Annotated in this window: 16 protein-coding genes; 14 read left to right on the top strand and 2 right to left on the bottom strand. The window is 63.7% G+C overall.

The features are described 5' to 3' along the window. Window positions 1–20 precede the first annotated feature (20 nt). The 6 genes from NKJ37_RS05170 to NKJ37_RS05145 all read left to right on the top strand — a co-directional run bounded on the left by NKJ37_RS05170 (window position 21) and on the right by NKJ37_RS05145 (window position 5,867). Window positions 21–416: an AGROH133_08824 family phage infection protein gene (locus NKJ37_RS05170; protein WP_013529034.1), complete on the top strand. Its 396-nt coding sequence runs from the start codon at window positions 21–23 to the stop codon at window positions 414–416. Window positions 417–662: 246 nt separating this feature from the next. Next, window positions 663–1,223, top strand: a complete 561-nt coding sequence (locus NKJ37_RS05165) for a F0F1 ATP synthase subunit delta (RefSeq protein ID WP_023762496.1) — start codon at window positions 663–665, stop codon at window positions 1,221–1,223. Next, window positions 1,223–2,752, top strand: a complete 1,530-nt coding sequence (gene atpA, locus NKJ37_RS05160; RefSeq protein ID WP_023811756.1) for a F0F1 ATP synthase subunit alpha — start codon at window positions 1,223–1,225, stop codon at window positions 2,750–2,752. The genes NKJ37_RS05165 and atpA overlap by 1 nt, the downstream gene beginning before the upstream one ends. Before the next feature lie 31 nt (window positions 2,753–2,783). Then, on the top strand, window positions 2,784–3,668 hold the full coding sequence (locus NKJ37_RS05155) for a F0F1 ATP synthase subunit gamma (protein ID WP_023811757.1): 885 nt from the start codon (window positions 2,784–2,786) through the stop codon (window positions 3,666–3,668). Between the two features lie 70 nt (window positions 3,669–3,738). After that, a complete protein-coding gene (atpD, locus tag NKJ37_RS05150; RefSeq protein WP_023811758.1) occupies window positions 3,739–5,346 on the top strand; it encodes a F0F1 ATP synthase subunit beta in 1,608 nt (535 codons plus the stop codon). Window positions 5,347–5,459: 113 nt separating this feature from the next. Further along, window positions 5,460–5,867 (top strand): F0F1 ATP synthase subunit epsilon, encoded by a 408-nt coding sequence (locus NKJ37_RS05145; RefSeq protein WP_013529039.1) that lies wholly within the window; start codon window positions 5,460–5,462, stop codon window positions 5,865–5,867. A 118-nt stretch (window positions 5,868–5,985) separates the two neighbouring features. Here the strand turns inward: NKJ37_RS05145 and NKJ37_RS05140 are convergent, their stop codons facing one another. Then, window positions 5,986–7,521 (bottom strand): mannitol dehydrogenase family protein, encoded by a 1,536-nt coding sequence (locus tag NKJ37_RS05140; RefSeq protein ID WP_352773012.1) that lies wholly within the window; start codon window positions 7,519–7,521, stop codon window positions 5,986–5,988. Between the two features lie 143 nt (window positions 7,522–7,664). On the opposite strand from NKJ37_RS05140, the gene uxaC reads away from it, so the two are divergent. From uxaC to NKJ37_RS05100, 8 genes are all read left to right on the top strand, one after another. Further along, complete coding sequence (gene uxaC, locus NKJ37_RS05135; RefSeq protein ID WP_352773009.1) at window positions 7,665–9,077, top strand: glucuronate isomerase; 1,413 nt, start codon at window positions 7,665–7,667, stop codon at window positions 9,075–9,077. Between the two features lie 36 nt (window positions 9,078–9,113). Next, window positions 9,114–10,091 (top strand): TRAP transporter substrate-binding protein, encoded by a 978-nt coding sequence (locus tag NKJ37_RS05130; protein WP_023811762.1) that lies wholly within the window; start codon window positions 9,114–9,116, stop codon window positions 10,089–10,091. Between the two features lie 101 nt (window positions 10,092–10,192). Next, window positions 10,193–10,723, top strand: a complete 531-nt coding sequence (locus NKJ37_RS05125) for a TRAP transporter small permease (protein WP_031213442.1) — start codon at window positions 10,193–10,195, stop codon at window positions 10,721–10,723. A 4-nt stretch (window positions 10,724–10,727) separates the two neighbouring features. Further along, complete coding sequence (locus NKJ37_RS05120) at window positions 10,728–12,008, top strand: TRAP transporter large permease (RefSeq protein WP_352611358.1); 1,281 nt, start codon at window positions 10,728–10,730, stop codon at window positions 12,006–12,008. Window positions 12,009–12,015: 7 nt separating this feature from the next. Further along, window positions 12,016–12,792, top strand: a complete 777-nt coding sequence (locus NKJ37_RS05115; protein WP_128304058.1) for a FadR/GntR family transcriptional regulator — start codon at window positions 12,016–12,018, stop codon at window positions 12,790–12,792. Window positions 12,793–12,815: 23 nt separating this feature from the next. After that, window positions 12,816–13,667 (top strand): 5-dehydro-4-deoxy-D-glucuronate isomerase, encoded by an 852-nt coding sequence (kduI, locus tag NKJ37_RS05110; protein WP_352773006.1) that lies wholly within the window; start codon window positions 12,816–12,818, stop codon window positions 13,665–13,667. Then, complete coding sequence (gene kduD, locus NKJ37_RS05105) at window positions 13,664–14,422, top strand: 2-dehydro-3-deoxy-D-gluconate 5-dehydrogenase KduD (protein WP_352611359.1); 759 nt, start codon at window positions 13,664–13,666, stop codon at window positions 14,420–14,422. The genes kduI and kduD overlap by 4 nt, the downstream gene beginning before the upstream one ends. A 10-nt stretch (window positions 14,423–14,432) precedes the next feature. Then, entirely contained in the window at window positions 14,433–14,768 is a 336-nt protein-coding gene (locus NKJ37_RS05100; RefSeq protein WP_023811768.1) for a cupin domain-containing protein, read from the top strand. A 137-nt stretch (window positions 14,769–14,905) separates the two neighbouring features. Here the strand turns inward: NKJ37_RS05100 and NKJ37_RS05095 are convergent, their stop codons facing one another. After that, window positions 14,906–16,327, bottom strand: coding sequence for a coniferyl aldehyde dehydrogenase (locus NKJ37_RS05095; RefSeq protein ID WP_352611360.1), 1,422 nt, complete (start codon window positions 16,325–16,327; stop codon window positions 14,906–14,908). Window positions 16,328–16,433 lie beyond the last annotated feature (106 nt).

Here is a 16,433-nt window from a genome sequence, read left to right as displayed (position 1 = left end):
AGGCACTTCGAGGGGACAAGATGGATTTTGCGCTTCCATGGCCGACGAGCCAGGGCGAATGGCTGGCCTGGTCGAGCGCCGTCTTCACCGTGCTGCTCGGTCTTTTGTTTTTTCTGGCACCTGGTCTCGCCTTCCGTGCCCTGCGCCTGCAGGTCAAGCCAGAGAAGGCTGCCGCGATCGCCGAGGGGCGCGGCAGGATGTCGGGCTTTTATCTCGGTGTCGGCCTGTGCTGTATCCTTCTGGCGCAGCCGCTGATCTACATGGCGCTCGGCTTTTCCTGGTTGTTCACCGCCTTCGGCCGGCTGCTGTCGATGATGTCGGATGGCGCCAACACGCCTTTCAATTGGGTTTCCATTGTGCTGGAATTGGTGCTGGCGGCGTTACCGCTCGCCTTTGCCTTCGGCTTTCTGCCTTGAATCGTTGGGTATTCCGCGATGGAAGACGGGTGACTTTCGCCGGATGCGACAATAGTGCCTGAAAACCATGCGGAACGACGCATTGCGGTCTTAAAATGCCTGTGCTAGACGGCAATCGACTTTCGGCCGGGGATAGCGGAAGCCGCGCCTCCGTGCTCGAAAAAATGCAGTAAGGTCAAAGATTTAGCCAGAGTTTTTGCTCGCGCCAACAATCTACGGCCTGTCAGACAAGAGAAAAGACGGTCCGTGGCTCAATCGTCATCGCCAATCTCAGGTGTCGCAGAACGCTATGCGGGTTCGCTGTTCGAACTCGCCCTGCAGGCAAATTCCGTGGCCAAGGTCGAAGCCGACCTCAACAGTTTCGAAGCGATGCTCGCGGGCAGCGCTGATCTCACCCGGCTGATCAACAGCCCGGTGTTCTCCAGCGAGGACCAGGCCAAGGCCATCGCGGCGATCGCCGACAAGGCCGGGATTGCCGGCCTCACTGGCAATTTCCTGCGCGTCGTCGCCCGCAACCGCCGGCTGTTCGCCATTCCCGGCATGATCAGGGCATTCCGCCAGATATCCGCCGAACATCGTGGCGAGACCGCTGCTGAAGTGACGTCGGCGCATGAGCTGACGGCTGCCCAGCAGACCGAACTCAAGGCGGCGCTGAAGAGCGTTGCCGGCAAGGACGTGGCCATCTCCGTCACCGTCGATCCGTCGCTGCTCGGCGGGCTGGTGGTCAAGATGGGTTCGCGCCAGATCGATACGTCGCTCAAAACCAAACTCAATTCGCTCAAGCTTGCACTGAAAGAGGTCGGCTGATGGACATCCGCGCCGCGGAAATTTCCGCAATTCTGAAAGACCAGATCAAGAATTTCGGCAAGGAGGCCGAGGTCTCCGAAGTCGGACAGGTGCTGTCCGTCGGTGACGGTATCGCCCGTGTCTATGGCCTCGACAATGTCCAGGCCGGCGAGATGGTCGAATTCCCCGGCGGCATCCGCGGCATGGCGCTCAACCTCGAAGCCGACAATGTCGGCGTCGTCATCTTCGGCGCCGACCGCGACATCAAGGAAGGCGACATCGTCAAGCGCACCGGCGCCATCGTCGACGTTCCCGTCGGCCCCGGCCTGCTCGGCCGCGTCGTCGACGCGCTCGGCAATCCGATCGACGGCAAGGGTCCGATCAAGGCAGTCGAACGCAAGCGCGTCGACGTCAAGGCGCCCGGCATCATCCCGCGCAAGTCGGTGAACGAGCCGATGTCGACCGGCCTCAAGGCCATCGATGCGCTGATCCCGGTTGGCCGCGGCCAGCGCGAGCTGGTCATCGGCGATCGCCAGACCGGCAAGACCGCCATCATCCTCGACACCATGCTCAACCAGAAGTCGGTGCACGACAACGGCCCCGAGAAGGAAAAGCTCTACTGCGTCTACGTCGCCGTCGGCCAGAAGCGCTCGACCGTCGCGCAGTTCGTCAAGGTGCTGGAAGAGCGCGGCGCGCTCGAATACTCGATCATCGTCGCCGCCACCGCTTCCGATCCGGCACCGATGCAGTTCCTGGCGCCGTTCGCCGGCGCCACCATGGGCGAATACTTCCGCGACAATGGCATGCACGCGCTGATCAGCTATGACGATCTGTCGAAGCAGGCCGTCGCCTATCGCCAGATGTCGCTGCTGCTGCGCCGCCCGCCGGGCCGCGAAGCCTATCCGGGCGACGTCTTCTACCTGCACTCGCGCCTGCTCGAGCGCGCCGCCAAGCTCAACGACGATCTGGGCGGTGGGTCGCTGACCGCCCTGCCGATCATCGAGACGCAGGCCAACGACGTGTCGGCCTACATCCCGACCAACGTGATCTCGATCACCGACGGCCAGATATTCCTCGAAACCAACCTGTTCTTCCAGGGCATCCGTCCTGCGGTGAACGTCGGCCTGTCGGTCAGCCGCGTCGGCTCGGCCGCGCAGATCAAGGCGATGAAGCAGGTTGCCGGCTCGATCAAGGGCGAGCTCGCGCAGTACCGCGAAATGGCGGCCTTCGCGCAGTTCGGCTCCGATCTCGACGCCGCCACGCAGCGCCTGCTCAACCGCGGATCGCGCCTGACCGAACTCCTGAAGCAGCCGCAGTTCTCGCCGCTGAAGACGGAAGAGCAGGTCGCGGTGATCTTCGCCGGCGTCAACGGCTATCTCGACAAGCTGCCGGTCAACCAGGTCGGCAAGTTCGAGCATGGCCTGCTCAGCCACATGCGTTCGGCCGGCAAGGACGTCCTCGATGCCATCCGCAAGGAAAAGGCGCTGTCGGACGATCTGCGCGCCAAGCTGAAGGCCGAGATCGACGCTTTCGCCAAGACCTTCGCCTGAGCGAATTGCAAGACGGGATCAGGTTTGAAGCATGCCTTCATTAAAAGACCTTCGTAACCGTATCGCCTCGGTCAAGGCGACGCAGAAGATCACCAAGGCGATGCAGATGGTCGCCGCGGCGAAGCTGCGCCGTGCGCAAGAGGCTGCGGAAGCGGCGCGCCCCTATTCGGAGCGCATGGGTTCCGTGCTGGCCAACATCACCCAGGCCATCGGCGGCGGCGGCGATGCCCCGGCGCTGATGACCGGCACCGGCAAGGACGACGTGCATCTGCTCGTCGTCTGCACCGCCGAGCGCGGCCTGTGCGGCGGCTTCAATTCGCAGATCGCCCGCCTTGCCCGCGACCATATCCGCAAGCTTTTGGCGGACGGCAAGCAGGTCAAGATCATCTGCGTCGGCAAGAAGGGTTTCGACATCCTGCGCCGCGACTATGCGTCGATGATCATCGACCGCGTCGATCTGCGCGAGGTCAAGACACTCGGCTTCGTCAATGCCGATGCGATCGCCAAGAAGGTCATCCACCTCTTCAACGAGGGCGGCTTCGACATCTGCACGCTGTTCTATTCGCAGTTCAAGTCGGTGATCAGCCAGATCCCGACCGCGCAGCAGATCATTCCGGCCGGCGTTGCTTCGGCTCCTGCCGAGGCGACGGATGGCGGCAACGCCGTCTACGAATATGAACCGGAGCCGGGCGAAATCCTCTCCGACCTCATTCCGCGCAACATCTCCGTGCAGGTTTTCCGGGCGCTGCTCGAAAATGTGGCCGGCGAAATGGGCGCCAAGATGAGCGCCATGGACAATGCGACGCGCAACGCCGGCGACATGATCAACAAGCTGTCGATCACCTATAACCGCCAGCGGCAGGCGCAGATCACCAAGGAACTGATCGAAATCATTTCGGGCGCCGAGGCGCTCTAGGCGCGGTTCGCGGGTCATCGACCCGCGATCGGACCGCGTGAGAAACAAAGGACGAAAAAGGGTAAAGACGATGGCGAAAGCAGCGACCCCCCAGAAGGCGACATCCAAGACGGCAGCCCCCAAGGCCGCAGCCGCGAAAACCGCAGCCCCCGTGAAGGCGGCAAAGGCTCCAGCAGCAGCCGCGAAGGCTGCCCCGGCCAAGGCAGCAGCGCCGGCGAAGGCGGCCGCTGCCAAGACATCGGCAGTGGCCAGCAAGGCAACCGGCGTTGCCGGCAAGGTCCGCCAGGTCATCGGCGCCGTTGTCGACGTGCAGTTCGGCGATCACCTGCCGGCGATCCTGAACGCGCTCGAGACGACCAATGTCGGTAACCGACTGGTGCTCGAAGTCGCCCAGCACCTGGGTGAAAACACCGTGCGCTGCATCGCCATGGACTCGACCGAAGGTCTGGTTCGCGGCCAGGAAGTGCGTGACACCGGCGCGCCGATCACCGTGCCGGTCGGCCCGGGCATGCTCGGCCGCATCATCAACGTCATCGGCGAGCCGGTCGACGAAGAAGGCCCGGTCGACGCGACCGAAATGCGCTCCATCCACCAGCCGGCTCCGACCTATGTCGAGCAGTCGACGGAAGCGCAGATCCTGATCACCGGCATTAAGGTGCTCGACCTGCTGGCGCCCTACGCCAAGGGCGGCAAGATCGGCCTGTTCGGCGGCGCCGGCGTCGGCAAGACCGTGCTGATCCAGGAACTGATCAACAACATCGCCAAGGCGCATGGCGGTTACTCGGTGTTCGCTGGCGTCGGCGAGCGCACCCGCGAAGGCAACGATCTCTATCACGAGTTCATCGAATCCGGCGTCAACAAGAAGGGCGGCGGCGAAGGCTCCAAGGCGGCACTCGTCTACGGCCAGATGAACGAGCCGCCGGGCGCGCGCGCCCGCGTCGGCCTGACCGGCCTGACGGTTGCGGAATATTTCCGCGACCAGGGCCAGGACGTGCTGTTCTTCGTCGACAACATCTTCCGCTTCACCCAGGCTGGCTCGGAAGTGTCGGCTCTGCTTGGCCGTATTCCTTCGGCCGTGGGCTATCAGCCGACGCTCGCCACCGACATGGGCGCGCTGCAGGAACGCATCACCACCACCACCAAGGGCTCGATCACGTCCGTGCAGGCCATCTACGTGCCCGCCGACGACTTGACCGATCCGGCGCCGGCGACCTCGTTCGCCCACCTTGACGCGACGACGACGCTCAACCGCGCCATCGCCGAAAAGGGCATCTATCCGGCCGTCGATCCGCTGGATTCGACCTCGCGCATGCTCGACCCGCTGGTCGTCGGCGACGAGCATTATGGCGTCGCGCGCCAGGTGCAGTCGATCCTCCAGCGCTACAAGTCGCTGCAGGACATCATCGCCATCCTGGGCATGGACGAGCTGTCGGAAGAGGACAAGCAAACCGTGGCCCGCGCCCGCAAGATCGAGCGCTTCCTGTCGCAGCCGTTCTTCGTCGCCGAAGTGTTCACCGGCGCGCCGGGCAAGCTGGTCGACCTCGCCGACACCATCAAGGGCTTCAAGGGCCTCTGCAACGGCGACTACGATCACCTTCCGGAAGCTGCCTTCTACATGGTCGGCGGCATCGAGGAAGCGGTCGAGAAGGCACAGCGCCTCGCGGCTGAAGCGGCTTAATTTAGGGAATAGGGAGTAGTCAGTAGTGAGTGGGGAATAGCAGCTGCGTAATGTGGACCGGTTAGGGCCACTTACTACTGCCTAGTTCCTATTCCCTACTCACTAAATTGATCATGGCTGAAGCTTTCAAGTTCGAACTGGTCTCGCCGGAGCGTCTGCTCGTTTCCGAGCAGGTCGAATCCGTCGTCATTCCCGGCGCCGAAGGCGAGATGACCGTCATGGCGCATCACGCTCCGGTCATGACCACGATCAAGCCGGGCGTCGTCACGGTGAAGACCGCGGCGGGCGGCGAAGAGCGCTATGTGGTGTTCGGCGGCTTCGCCGACATCGTTCCGGCCGGCTGCACGCTGCTGGCGGAATCGGCTGTCGCGGTGAAGGATGTCGACCGCGCCGATCTCGCGCGCCGCATCCAGGAAGCCAAGGAAGACGCCACTGATGCCAAGGACGACGAGGCTCGCAGCAAGGCGGAACAGTTCCTTAGCCAGCTCACCACGCTGGAAGGCGCCATCCTGCCGGCGTAAGGCCTGAGCGCAGACTCTGGAATTCATGCCATTGGTAGCGCGCAGGACGGGCGTTCTGTCGCGATCCTTCGCGCCTAGGGGCGCTGTCCCGCCGACATCATAACCGCGAGGCCGTAGCTCAGGCCTGCTCGCTCTGTATGCCGAGCGCGGCGAAGGCCAGAACCGGACCATCGCGCCGCAGGTGGACGAGATGGACAGCCACGAGTTCGATCAACGTCTGCCGCTCGGCATGGTCCCTGGCGAAGCCGGCCAGGTCGAACACCGCGGTCACGGTTTCGTTGGCCGGCAGCTGCTCGCTCAAAAGTGCCGTCAGCGCCGCGTCGAGCGGATCGGTGAAATGTCCCGCCGGCAAGGTTTTTCCTCGCGCGGCGCAAGCGGCGATCCAGGCAGCCACCACCAGGGTTAGATGGACCAATTCAGTACCGGCTTCGAGGCATTCGATGGCGGAGGCGACGATGCGCTGCGGCAGTTTCTGGCTGCCGTCATTGGCGATCTGCGCCGTGCGATGGGCAAGTGCAGTGTTGGCAAAACGCTCCGCGAGTTCCGCAGTATAGGCGCTCGTGTCCAATCCGGCATCCTCGGGCAGGGTCGGGATGGCTTCGGCCCACAATGCATCAACGAACTGCCGGATCGCCGGGTCGGCGAAGGCGCGGTCGACGGTGGCATGACCGCTGAGCAGGCCAAGATAGGCGATGGCCGAATGCGAGCCGTTGAGCAGCCTGAGCTTCATGTCCTCGAACGGGCCGACATCGCGAACCATGGTGACGCCGAATTGTTCCCACGCGGGCCGGCCAGTCGGGAACTTATCTTCGACCACCCACTGACAAAACGGCTCGGTCATCACGGGCCAGGCGTCCTCGACGCCGAGTTCTTCAGCGATCCGCGCCCGATCGGCGTCGGTGGTTGCGGGCACGATGCGATCGACCATGCTGGAGGGAAACGCGACCTGGTGTGCGATGTGGTCGGCGATTCCAGCGTCGCTCTTCACGCCGAGCCTGGCATCGCGCAATGCGGCGAATTCGGTCAGCAGCCGATGCAGCGTGGCGCCGTTGGCCGGCAGATTATCGCAACAGAGCACGGTAAAGGGCGGCGTGCCGGCGGCGCGTCGCAGGGCAAGCGCCTCGGTCAGAAAACCATGCGCTGTCTTCGGCATCCGGGGATTGGCCAGATCATGGGCGATATCGGGATGTGTGGCGTCCAATCCGCCGCCTGCCGCCCTCAGATACGCCTTTTCAGTGATCGTCAGCGTGACGATGCGGGTGCGCGGATCGGTCAGCGTGGCCAGCACCGCGCCCGGATCCTCCGGCGCCACCAGCATCGCGCCGATCGAGCCGATGACCTGAAGCTTTTCGGTTCCACTGCTTCTGATCGCCAGCGTGTAGAGCCCGTCCTGCGGCGTGAGAGCGTCGCGCGTGTCGGTGCTGCGCAGCGAAACGCCTGTTATGCCCCAATCCGCCTCGCCTGCCGCCAGGCAATCGTCGACATAGGCTGCCTGATGGGCGCGGTGGAAGGCGCCGACACCAAGGTGCACGATGCCCGGGACGACGCGGCTGCGATCATACGCAGGTGTCGCGATCGAAGCCGGCAGTGCGCGCACCGTCTTCGTGGAAAGGCGTTCGGTCGTCGTGGTGCGACTGGTCTGGTCGGATGACATGAGTGGCCTCGGCAGGGATCGGCAAAGCGGCGTAACATTCGATTTCCTGCCACACAATGGGGCGAAAAGTCATCATACAACAATTGTATTTTTGTATGTTGACATTATTTCTTGCCGCCCCTACCGATAGTGGCCTTGGGAGGATGACCGTGGCACTGACCCATGCGGATCTGCTGTTTCCCGCCGAGGCGCATTCGCGCTCGGTTGCCCGTGATCTCTATGCCGGGATCAAGGACCTGCCCCTTGTCAGCCCGCATGGCCACACCGATCCGCGCTGGTATGCGCTGAACGAGCCATTCCCGGATCCGGCGCAACTGCTCATCGTCCCGGATCACTACATCTTCCGCATGCTGTTCAGCCAGGGCGTCCGCCTCGAGGATCTCGGCGTCGCGACGCTGGACGGCGCGCCTGTCGAAACCGACGGCCGGACGATCTGGCGGCGCTTTGCCGAGCACTATTATCTGTTTCGGGGCACACCGACCCGGCTGTGGTTCGACCACGTACTTGCCGATCTGTTCGGCATCGACGAACCGCTGACCGCCGCGACCGCCGACCGCCACTACGACACCATCGCGACGCTGCTGCAGTGGGAGAATTTTCGCCCGCGCGCGCTGTTCGAGCGTTTCAACATCGAGGTCATCGCGACCACGGAAGGCGCGCTCGACGATCTCAAATGGCACCAGATGATCCGCGACAGCGACTGGCAGGGCCGTGTGGTCACCGCTTATCGGCCGGATGCTGTCGTCGATCCCGATTTCGAAGGGTTTTCAACCAATCTCGATCGGCTCGGCGAGATCACCGGCTGCGACACCGGCAATTGGGCCGGCTATCTCGATGCGCATCGCCAGCGGCGCGCCTTCTTCAAAAGCTTCGGCGCGACTTCGTCGGATCATGGCCATCCGACGGCCGAGACCGCCAATCTTTCGGATGCGGCGGCGCAAGAGCTGTTCAATCGGGTTCGCCGTGGTTCCGACGATGAGCGCGAGCGAAAACTGTTCCGCGCCCAGATGCTGACCGAGATGGCCAAGATGAGCCTCGACGATGGGCTGGTCCTGCAGATCCATCCCGGCTCCTGGCGCAACCATTCGCCCGCAATCTTCCAAAAATTCGGCCGCGACAAGGGCTTCGATATCCCGACCCGGACCGACTATGTGACGGCGCTGAAGCCGCTGCTCGACTGCGTCGGGCTGGAGCGCGACCTCACCGTCATCCTCTTCACGCTCGACGAGACCAGCTATGCGCGCGAGCTGGCGCCGCTGGCCGGTGTCTACCCGGCGCTGAAGCTCGGGCCGGCCTGGTGGTTCCACGACAGCCCGGAAGGCATGCGGCGCTTCCGCGAGATGACCACCGAGACGGCCGGCTTCTACAACACCGTCGGTTTCAACGACGACACCCGTGCCTTTCCCTCGATCCCGGCGCGTCACGATGTGGCGCGGCGAGTCGACTGCGCGTTCCTGGCGCGTCTCGTCGCCGAGCACAGGCTGCGCGAGGACGAGGCGCATGAGCTGGCGCGGGAACTGACCTATACGCTGGCGAAAAAGGCGTATCGGCTCTGAAGGGGCAACTCGCCCGCAATGCAAAGGGAGGAAACCATGTTGCATTTTTCAAGACTGACGGGAGCTGCGCTGCTCGCCGCCGCACTGATGGCCGGAACGGCAAGTGCCCAGACGGTTCTGCGCTCGTCCGACACCCACCCGGACGGCTATCCGACGGTCGAGGCAGTCAAATATTTCGGCGAGCTTGTAAAGGAGCGTACGGCCGGCCGCTATGCGGTCGAGCTCTATCATTCCGCGCAGCTAGGCGAAGAAAAGGACACGATCGAGCAGGTTCGCACCGGCGTGATCGACCTCAACCGCATCTCGATGGCGCCGTTCAACGGGCTCATTCCCGAAACCACTGTGCCCTCGCTGCCCTACATCTTCCGCTCGGAAGACCATATGCACAAGGTCATGGACGGGGCGGTCGGCGACCAGATCGCGGCGGCGTTCGAACAGGTCGGGCTGGTGCTGCTCGCCTTTTATGACAGTGGCGCGCGCTCCTTCTACAATTCGAAGAAACCGATCAACTCATTAGCCGATCTGGCCGGCATGAAGTTCCGCGTCATCCAGTCCGACATCTTCGTCGACATGGTGGCGGCACTCGGCGCCAACGCGACTCCGATGCCGTATGGCGAGGTGTATTCGGCGATCGAGACCGGGGTCATTGACGGCGCGGAAAACAATTTTCCGAGCTACGACACCGCCAAGCATGCGGAAGTCGCCAAGTTCTATTCGCTCGACGAGCACACTATGGTGCCGGAAGCCTTCGTCATGGCGAAGTCGAGCTGGGACAAGCTGACGCCGGAGGATCAGGCGATCTTCAAGGCGGCCGCCAAGGAGAGCGTCGCCAGGCAGCGCGAGCTGTGGACCGCCAAGGTCAAGGAATCGCGCGCCAAAGTCGAAGCGGCCGGTTCGCAGATCACGACGCCGGACAAGCAGCCCTTCATCGACGCCATGGGTCCGGTCTACGAGAAGCACGTCAAGGACGACAAGCTGAAGGCCATGGTCGAAGCCATCAAGGCCGTGCAGTGATCAAGCGGCGGCGCGGGCATTCCGCGCCGCCATCCCCCTTGCGGAGAGAACCGGTGACCTCCAGCCCAGCACACAGACCGCCCCTGTCCGGCGTCGCCCGCATGATGTCGCGCGTCAGCACAGCGGCGCTATGGGTCGCAGGCATCGGGCTGGTGCTGATGACCGCCTTCGTCGCCTGGCAGGTGTTCGGTCGTTATGTCCTGAACCGCTCGCCAAGCTGGACCGAGCAGGGCTCGGTGATGCTGATGAGCTGGTTCATTTTCCTCGGCGCTGCCGTCGGGGTGCGCGAGAACTATCACCTCGGCTTCGACGTCCTGCTCTACGTGCTGCCCAAAGGCGGCAAGCGTTGGCTGCGGATGATCTCGGACCTCGTCGCGCTCGCCTTCGGCATCGGTATGATCTGGTATGGCAGCCAACTGGTCGCATTGACCTGGGGCGCTACCTTGCCGTCGCTCGGCATATCGGGGGGCTGGGACTACGTCCCGCTGGTCGCGGGAGGCGTGCTCGTCGCGCTCTTCACGCTGGAGCGCATCGTGCTTCGTCTCTCCGGTGCGCCGATCGACGATGTGCTCGATGAACTGCCGCCGGCGGAAGTCGCAACCGAACTCGACACGGCGAACGTGAAGGTCTGACGGCATGGAACTCTGGATCCTCTTCGGCGTCTTCACCCTTCTGATGCTTATCGGCACGCCGATCGCTTTCTGCCTCGGCGTCGCAAGCTTTGCCACCGTCCTCTACATGGGCCTGCCGCCGCTCATCGTGTTCCAGCGCCTGAATTCCGGCATGAGCGTCTTTTCGCTGCTGGCCATTCCCTTCTTCATCTATGCCGGCGACTTGATGGTGCGCGGCGGCATCGCCAGCAAGATCGTTGCCTTCGCCGGCTCGCTCGTTGGCCATTTGCGCGGCGGCCTCGGGCAGGTCAACATTGCGACCGCTACACTGTTCGGCGGCATTTCGGGCTCCGCCGTGGCCGAGGCAGCGGCGGTCGGCGGCTTGATGATCCCGCAGATGAAGGCGCGTGGATATGGAGCGGATTACGCCGTCAACGTCACGTCGATGGCGGCGCTGATCGCGCTGCTCCTGCCGCCGTCGCACAACATGATCATCTACTCGATCTCGGCAGGTGGAAAGATCTCCATCGCCGACCTGTTCACGGCCGGCATCATTCCGGGCCTGCTGTTGGCCCTGTCGCTGATGATCACCGCCTATTTCGTGGCGCGCTCCCGCGGCTATCCGACCGAGCCGTTTCCGGGCTTCACCGCCGTCGCGCATCTCTTCGCTGTCGCGGTGCCCGGCCTGCTGCTGATCGCGATCATCTTCGGTGGCGTACGATCGGGCGTTTTCACGGCGACCGAGAGTTCCTGCGTCGCGGTCATCTATGCGTTGCTCGTTACTGTCTTCGTTTACCGGCAGATGACTTGGGAAGGTTTCGTTCATGCCACCCATGGTGCCGTGCGCACCACGGCCATGGTGCTGCTCATCATCGGCATGGCGGCGGCGTTCTCGTGGTTGATGGCCTTCCTGAAAGTGCCGGCAGCGCTCATAGCCTCCATGAACGCGATCTCGGACGATCCGCTGATCGTGCTTCTCCTGCTCAACGTCTTGATGCTGTTCCTCGGCACCTTCATGGACATGGGCCCGACGATTATCATCTGCACGCCGATCTTCCTGCCCGTGGCGCAAGCCTACGGCGTCGACCCGGTGCATTTTGGCGTTATCATGATCCTCAACTTCGGCATCGGGCTGAATACGCCGCCGGTGGGCGCTGTGCAGTTCGTGGCGTGCGCAGTGGGCAAGATATCCGTCTGGGAAGCGATGCGCTCGATCTGGCCGTTCTATGGGGCCGGGCTCGTGGTACTGGGGCTCGTCACTTACATTCCGGCCATTTCGCTCTGGCTACCGAGCGTCTTCAAATAGGGGCGACATGGCATCGGACACCGCAACCGACCTCAGGGTCGAGAGAAAACCCAAACTGTCGGAGACCGTGGTCGCGACGATCCGCAAGCAGTTGCAGGCGGGTGAGATCCTGCCCGGCCATAAATTACCGACCGAAGGCCAACTGACCGAAACCTTCGGCGTCAGCCGCACCGTCATCCGCGAGGCGCTGGCCAAGCTTGCCGCCGACGGGCTGGTCGAACCGCGCCAGGGCGCCGGCGTCTTCGTCACAGAGCACATCTCGACAATGTTCGGCGCGCTGGCCGCCGACATGGGCAGCAAGGATTCGATCGCACTCAACGTGCTCGAAGTGCGGCTGGCGATCGAGATCGAATCGGCCGGGCTCGCCGCCATCCGTCGCAACGCCGCGCAGGAGGCGGCGATCCAGGAAGCCTTCTTCGAATTCGAGCGGCTGCTGCTTGCCAGCGAGCCGACCGGTCCGGCCGACCTCGCCTTCCATCGCGCCATCGCCAGCGCAACCAGCAACCCCTTCTATGTCGAGATGCTCGACGTGCTCGGCCGGCGCGCCATCCCGTGCGACGTGACTTCGCCCTGGTCGACCGAACTGGCGCAATCCGACAGCTATCAGCGCGGGCTCCAGCGCGAGCATCTGGTGATCCTCAACGCCATTACCTCTGGCGATGCCGAGGCCGCGCGCGAGGCGATGCGCGCGCACCTCACCGCCAGCCAGCAGCGTTACCGCGAGCGGCTGCATGCACGTCAGGCTTTTTATTCCAGTTCGGTCAAGGCCGCCGCCGGCAAATGACCCGTTTCAAGTCAGGACCGACAATGAACCAGAGCCATACCGACTACACCTCGCGATTTGCCATTGACCCGGCTGCCGCCGCGGCAATGGGCACCGATGAGCTGCGTCACAACTTCCACATTGACGGCCTGTTCCAGCCTGGCCGCATCAGCCTGACCTACACTCATTACGACCGCATGATCGTCGGCGGCGCCGTGCCGACTGGCGCACCGCTTCAACTGGAAGCGATCAAGCCGACCGGCACCAAGAACTTCCTCGACCGTCGCGAGCTGATCGCCGTCAACATCGGCGGCACGGGCGTCATCACGGCCGGCGGCCAGTCCTTCGAATTGCAGGCGCGCGACATGCTCTATCTCGGCATGGGCACCACCGACGTGTCCTTCGCCTCGGTGGACAAGACCGCGCCGGCTAAATTCTATCTGCTCAGCGCGCCTGCGCATCAGGCCTGGCCCAGCCGGCTGATCCGCATCGGCGACGCCAAGCGCCTCGATCTCGGCAGCAAGGACACCTGCAACGAGCGTTCGATCTTCCAGTTCATCCATGCCGAGGGCGTGAAGACCTGCCAGCTGGTGGTCGGCATGACTCAGTTGGCTCCAGGATCGGTGTGGAACACCATGCCATGCCATGTGCATGACCGGCGCATGGAGGCCTATCTCTATTTCGACCTGGCCGAGACGGCGCGCGTCTTCCATTTCATGGGCGAGCCTGACGAGACGCGCCATATCGTCATGGGCAATGAGGAGGCGGTGCTGTCGCCGGGATGGTCGATCCACTCCGGTGCCGGCACTTCCAATTATGCTTTCATCTGGGCGATGGCCGGCGACAATGTCGACTATACCGATGTCGACCCGGTGGCGTTGGGGGATCTGCGGTGAGCGACCCCTTCAGCCTTACCGGAAAACGTATCCTGGTCACCGGCGCCAACACTGGCATCGGCCAAGGCATCGCCGTGTGCGTCGCACGCGCCGGGGGCGCGGTGGTCGGCGTCGGCCGCTCGTCGATGGACGATACGGCAGACAAGATTGCGGCGGTGGGCGGGCAATTCGAAGCGGTGAGCGCCGACCTTGCCGACACTTCGGCCGCCGGCCTGTTGCTCGACCGGATCTGGGACGAAAGCGGTCCGCTCGACGCGCTGGTCAACAATGCCGGCATCATCCGCCGCGCCGATGCCGTCGATCTCAGAGAGGCCGATTGGGACGACGTCATGGACGTCAACCTGAAGACGGTTTTCTTGCTCTGCCAAAGCTTTGCAAGGCGTGCCTTGGCCGCTGAGCGGAAAGGCAAGATCGTCAACATCGCCTCGGTGCTGGGCTTTCAGGGCGGCATCCGTGTCGCGTCTTACACGGCCTCGAAGCATGGCGTGCTCGGCATCACCCGGCTGCTCGCCTGCGAATGGGCGCAAAAAGGCATCAACGTCAACGCCATCGCGCCGGGCTATATCGAGACCAACAACACGCAGGCGCTGCGCGCCGATCCCGACCGCAGCGCCGCCATCCTGGCGCGGATCCCGGCCGGTCGCTGGGGGGAAGCGGGCGACATTGGCGACGCCGCCGTGTTCCTGCTGGCGCCGGCGTCGAACTACATGCATGGAGCGGTGGTGCCTGTGGATGGCGGCTGGCTTGCGCGATGAGGAGACGACGATGACCACAAAGATTTTCGCGCATGCCGGCGAGGGCGCCTGGACGCCGACCCCGGACGGCAACAGGCGACGCGTTCTCCTGCATACCGACGAGTTGATGCTGGTCGAATTCGGCTTCGACAAGGGTGGCGTCGGCGCCCTGCATTCGCACCCACACGTCCAGGCTAGCTATGTCGCCGAGGGCCGCTTCGAGGTGACCATCGACGGTAGGACCGAAACCATCGAGACCGGCGGCAGCTTCATTGTGCCGTCCGGTCTGGTGCACGGCGTCAAGGCGCTGGAAGCAGGGCGGCTGGTCGACAGCTTCACGCCGCACCGGGCCGATTTCCTCGGCTAGCCAGGGAAGACCCGCACCTCAAAAGAGGCGCGGGTTGTTGCCTGGGCGCTTGTGGCGCCGCGGTACTCAAGACATGACCGCAGGATGCGAACCTGCCGCATGATGGTGAACATAGGCTTAACGCGCCGGGTGTTCGGTCAGGTGATATGCCGGAGCAGGCTGAAGAGCCGCTCGAACGTCTTGCCGTAGGGCGGGCGCAACAAGGCTCCCGCGCTCAGCCGGGACTGCAGGAAAACCGGCTTCTCCTTGCTGAAGGTGCGAAAGCCCCATTCGCCGTGATAGGCGCCCACGCCGCTGGCGCCGACGCCGCCGAAAGGCTGGTTCTCCTGCACCAGATGCAGCATGCAGTCGTTGATGGTGACGCCGCCGGCGACGGTCTCATGCAGGATGCGTTGACGGTTGCCGCTGTCGCGCCCGAACCAGTAGAGCGCCAGCGGCCGGTCCGCCCCATTCACATGCGCGATTGCCTCGTCGATCCCGGTATATTCTACGATGGGCAGCACCGGCCCAAAAATCTCTTCGCGCATCAGCCGCAGGTGCGCGCCGGCATTGCGGACCAGGGTCGGCAGCAATTTCCGGCTGGTACCGCCAAGCTCCTCACTGGCCGGGTTGATTTCGGTGACATCGGCGCCGGCGTCACGCGCTTCAGTGATCATGTCGCGCAGGCGCTGGTGGTGCCGATCGCTGATGATGGCGGTATAATCGGGGTTGTCGCGCAGGGTCGGGTAGAGCTTCGCGATCGCCGTTGCGAGCTTCGCGGCGACCGCGTCTGCTCGCCCCTTCGGGACCAGAAGATAATCCGGCGCGATGCAGGTCTGCCCGGCATTCAACAGCTTGCCGTAGGCAATGCTGGATACCGCCGCGTCGAGGTCGCATGACGGATCGAAGATTGCCGGCGACTTGCCGCCGAGTTCGAGCGTGACCGGGGTCAGGTTGGCTGCCGCGGCTATCGCGACCTGGCGTCCGACCGCGGTCGAGCCGGTGAACAGCAAATGATCGAAAGGCATCGACACGAAGGCCTTTCCCATCTCCGCGTCGCCGCTGATGACGCTGAGCTCATCGGGTGCGAAATGCTCGGCAACGAGTTTGGCCAGCAGCGTTGAAAATGTCGGCGTCAGTTCGGAAGGTTTTATGAGTACGCGGTTGCCGGCGGCAAGGGCCGCGGTGACCGGCGCGACAGCGAGCTGGAAAGGATAATTCCAGGGCGACACGATGCCGACGACACCCAGTGGCTGCGGAAGGAGGCGATTTCTGCCCGGCAGGAACGGCATAGTGGTGGCGACGCGGCGTTCGCGCATCCAGCCCCTGAGGTGCGACAGCGCGTGGCGGATACCGGCGCGCACGACGAACAGTTCCGCAAGACGCGTCTCATGCGCGGAACGGCCGCCAAAGTCGGTGTCGATGGCGGTGCAGATGTCGGCTTCATGCCGCTCGGTCAACGCCAACAGGCGTTTCAGGCGATCCTTGCGGATGCCAAAGTTGGGGAAAGGCTGCGCCTCGAAGGCAGCACGCTGCAACCGAAACCGCTCGCCGAGAGCATCCTGAATGGCCTGCAGCATCGCGCCCTCCCTGACTTGTCGGGCCGAGCTTACATCGTGGTGCGTGGCGGAATCCAGCGGGGGTGCAGGTCTCGCAAGGGAAGGTGCTGCGGCGAGCCTTGGATCA

This window comes from Mesorhizobium sp. M0140 (genome assembly GCF_040322475.1).
Classification (GTDB): Bacteria; Pseudomonadota; Alphaproteobacteria; order Rhizobiales; family Rhizobiaceae; genus Mesorhizobium.
The sequence above is the reverse complement of the archived record's forward strand: the minus strand, read 5'-3'. Positions and strand labels throughout refer to the sequence as shown.

Excerpts from the sequence above, each read along its gene's own strand:
- NKJ37_RS05170 (WP_013529034.1), top strand. The coding sequence starts at position 21 with ATGGATTTTGCGCTTCCATGGCCGACGAGCCAGGGCGAATGGCTGGCC.
- atpA (WP_023811756.1), top strand. The coding sequence starts at position 1,223 with ATGGACATCCGCGCCGCGGAAATTTCCGCAATTCTGAAAGACCAGATC.
- NKJ37_RS05155 (WP_023811757.1), top strand. The coding sequence starts at position 2,784 with ATGCCTTCATTAAAAGACCTTCGTAACCGTATCGCCTCGGTCAAGGCG.
- atpD (WP_023811758.1), top strand. The coding sequence starts at position 3,739 with ATGGCGAAAGCAGCGACCCCCCAGAAGGCGACATCCAAGACGGCAGCC.
- NKJ37_RS05145 (WP_013529039.1), top strand. The coding sequence starts at position 5,460 with ATGGCTGAAGCTTTCAAGTTCGAACTGGTCTCGCCGGAGCGTCTGCTC.
- NKJ37_RS05140 (WP_352773012.1), bottom strand. The coding sequence starts at position 7,521 with ATGTCATCCGACCAGACCAGTCGCACCACGACGACCGAACGCCTTTCC.
- uxaC (WP_352773009.1), top strand. The coding sequence starts at position 7,665 with ATGACCGTGGCACTGACCCATGCGGATCTGCTGTTTCCCGCCGAGGCG.
- NKJ37_RS05130 (WP_023811762.1), top strand. The coding sequence starts at position 9,114 with ATGTTGCATTTTTCAAGACTGACGGGAGCTGCGCTGCTCGCCGCCGCA.
- NKJ37_RS05125 (WP_031213442.1), top strand. The coding sequence starts at position 10,193 with ATGATGTCGCGCGTCAGCACAGCGGCGCTATGGGTCGCAGGCATCGGG.
- NKJ37_RS05120 (WP_352611358.1), top strand. The coding sequence starts at position 10,728 with ATGGAACTCTGGATCCTCTTCGGCGTCTTCACCCTTCTGATGCTTATC.
- NKJ37_RS05115 (WP_128304058.1), top strand. The coding sequence starts at position 12,016 with ATGGCATCGGACACCGCAACCGACCTCAGGGTCGAGAGAAAACCCAAA.
- kduI (WP_352773006.1), top strand. The coding sequence starts at position 12,816 with ATGAACCAGAGCCATACCGACTACACCTCGCGATTTGCCATTGACCCG.
- NKJ37_RS05100 (WP_023811768.1), top strand. The coding sequence starts at position 14,433 with ATGACCACAAAGATTTTCGCGCATGCCGGCGAGGGCGCCTGGACGCCG.
- NKJ37_RS05095 (WP_352611360.1), bottom strand. The coding sequence starts at position 16,327 with ATGCTGCAGGCCATTCAGGATGCTCTCGGCGAGCGGTTTCGGTTGCAG.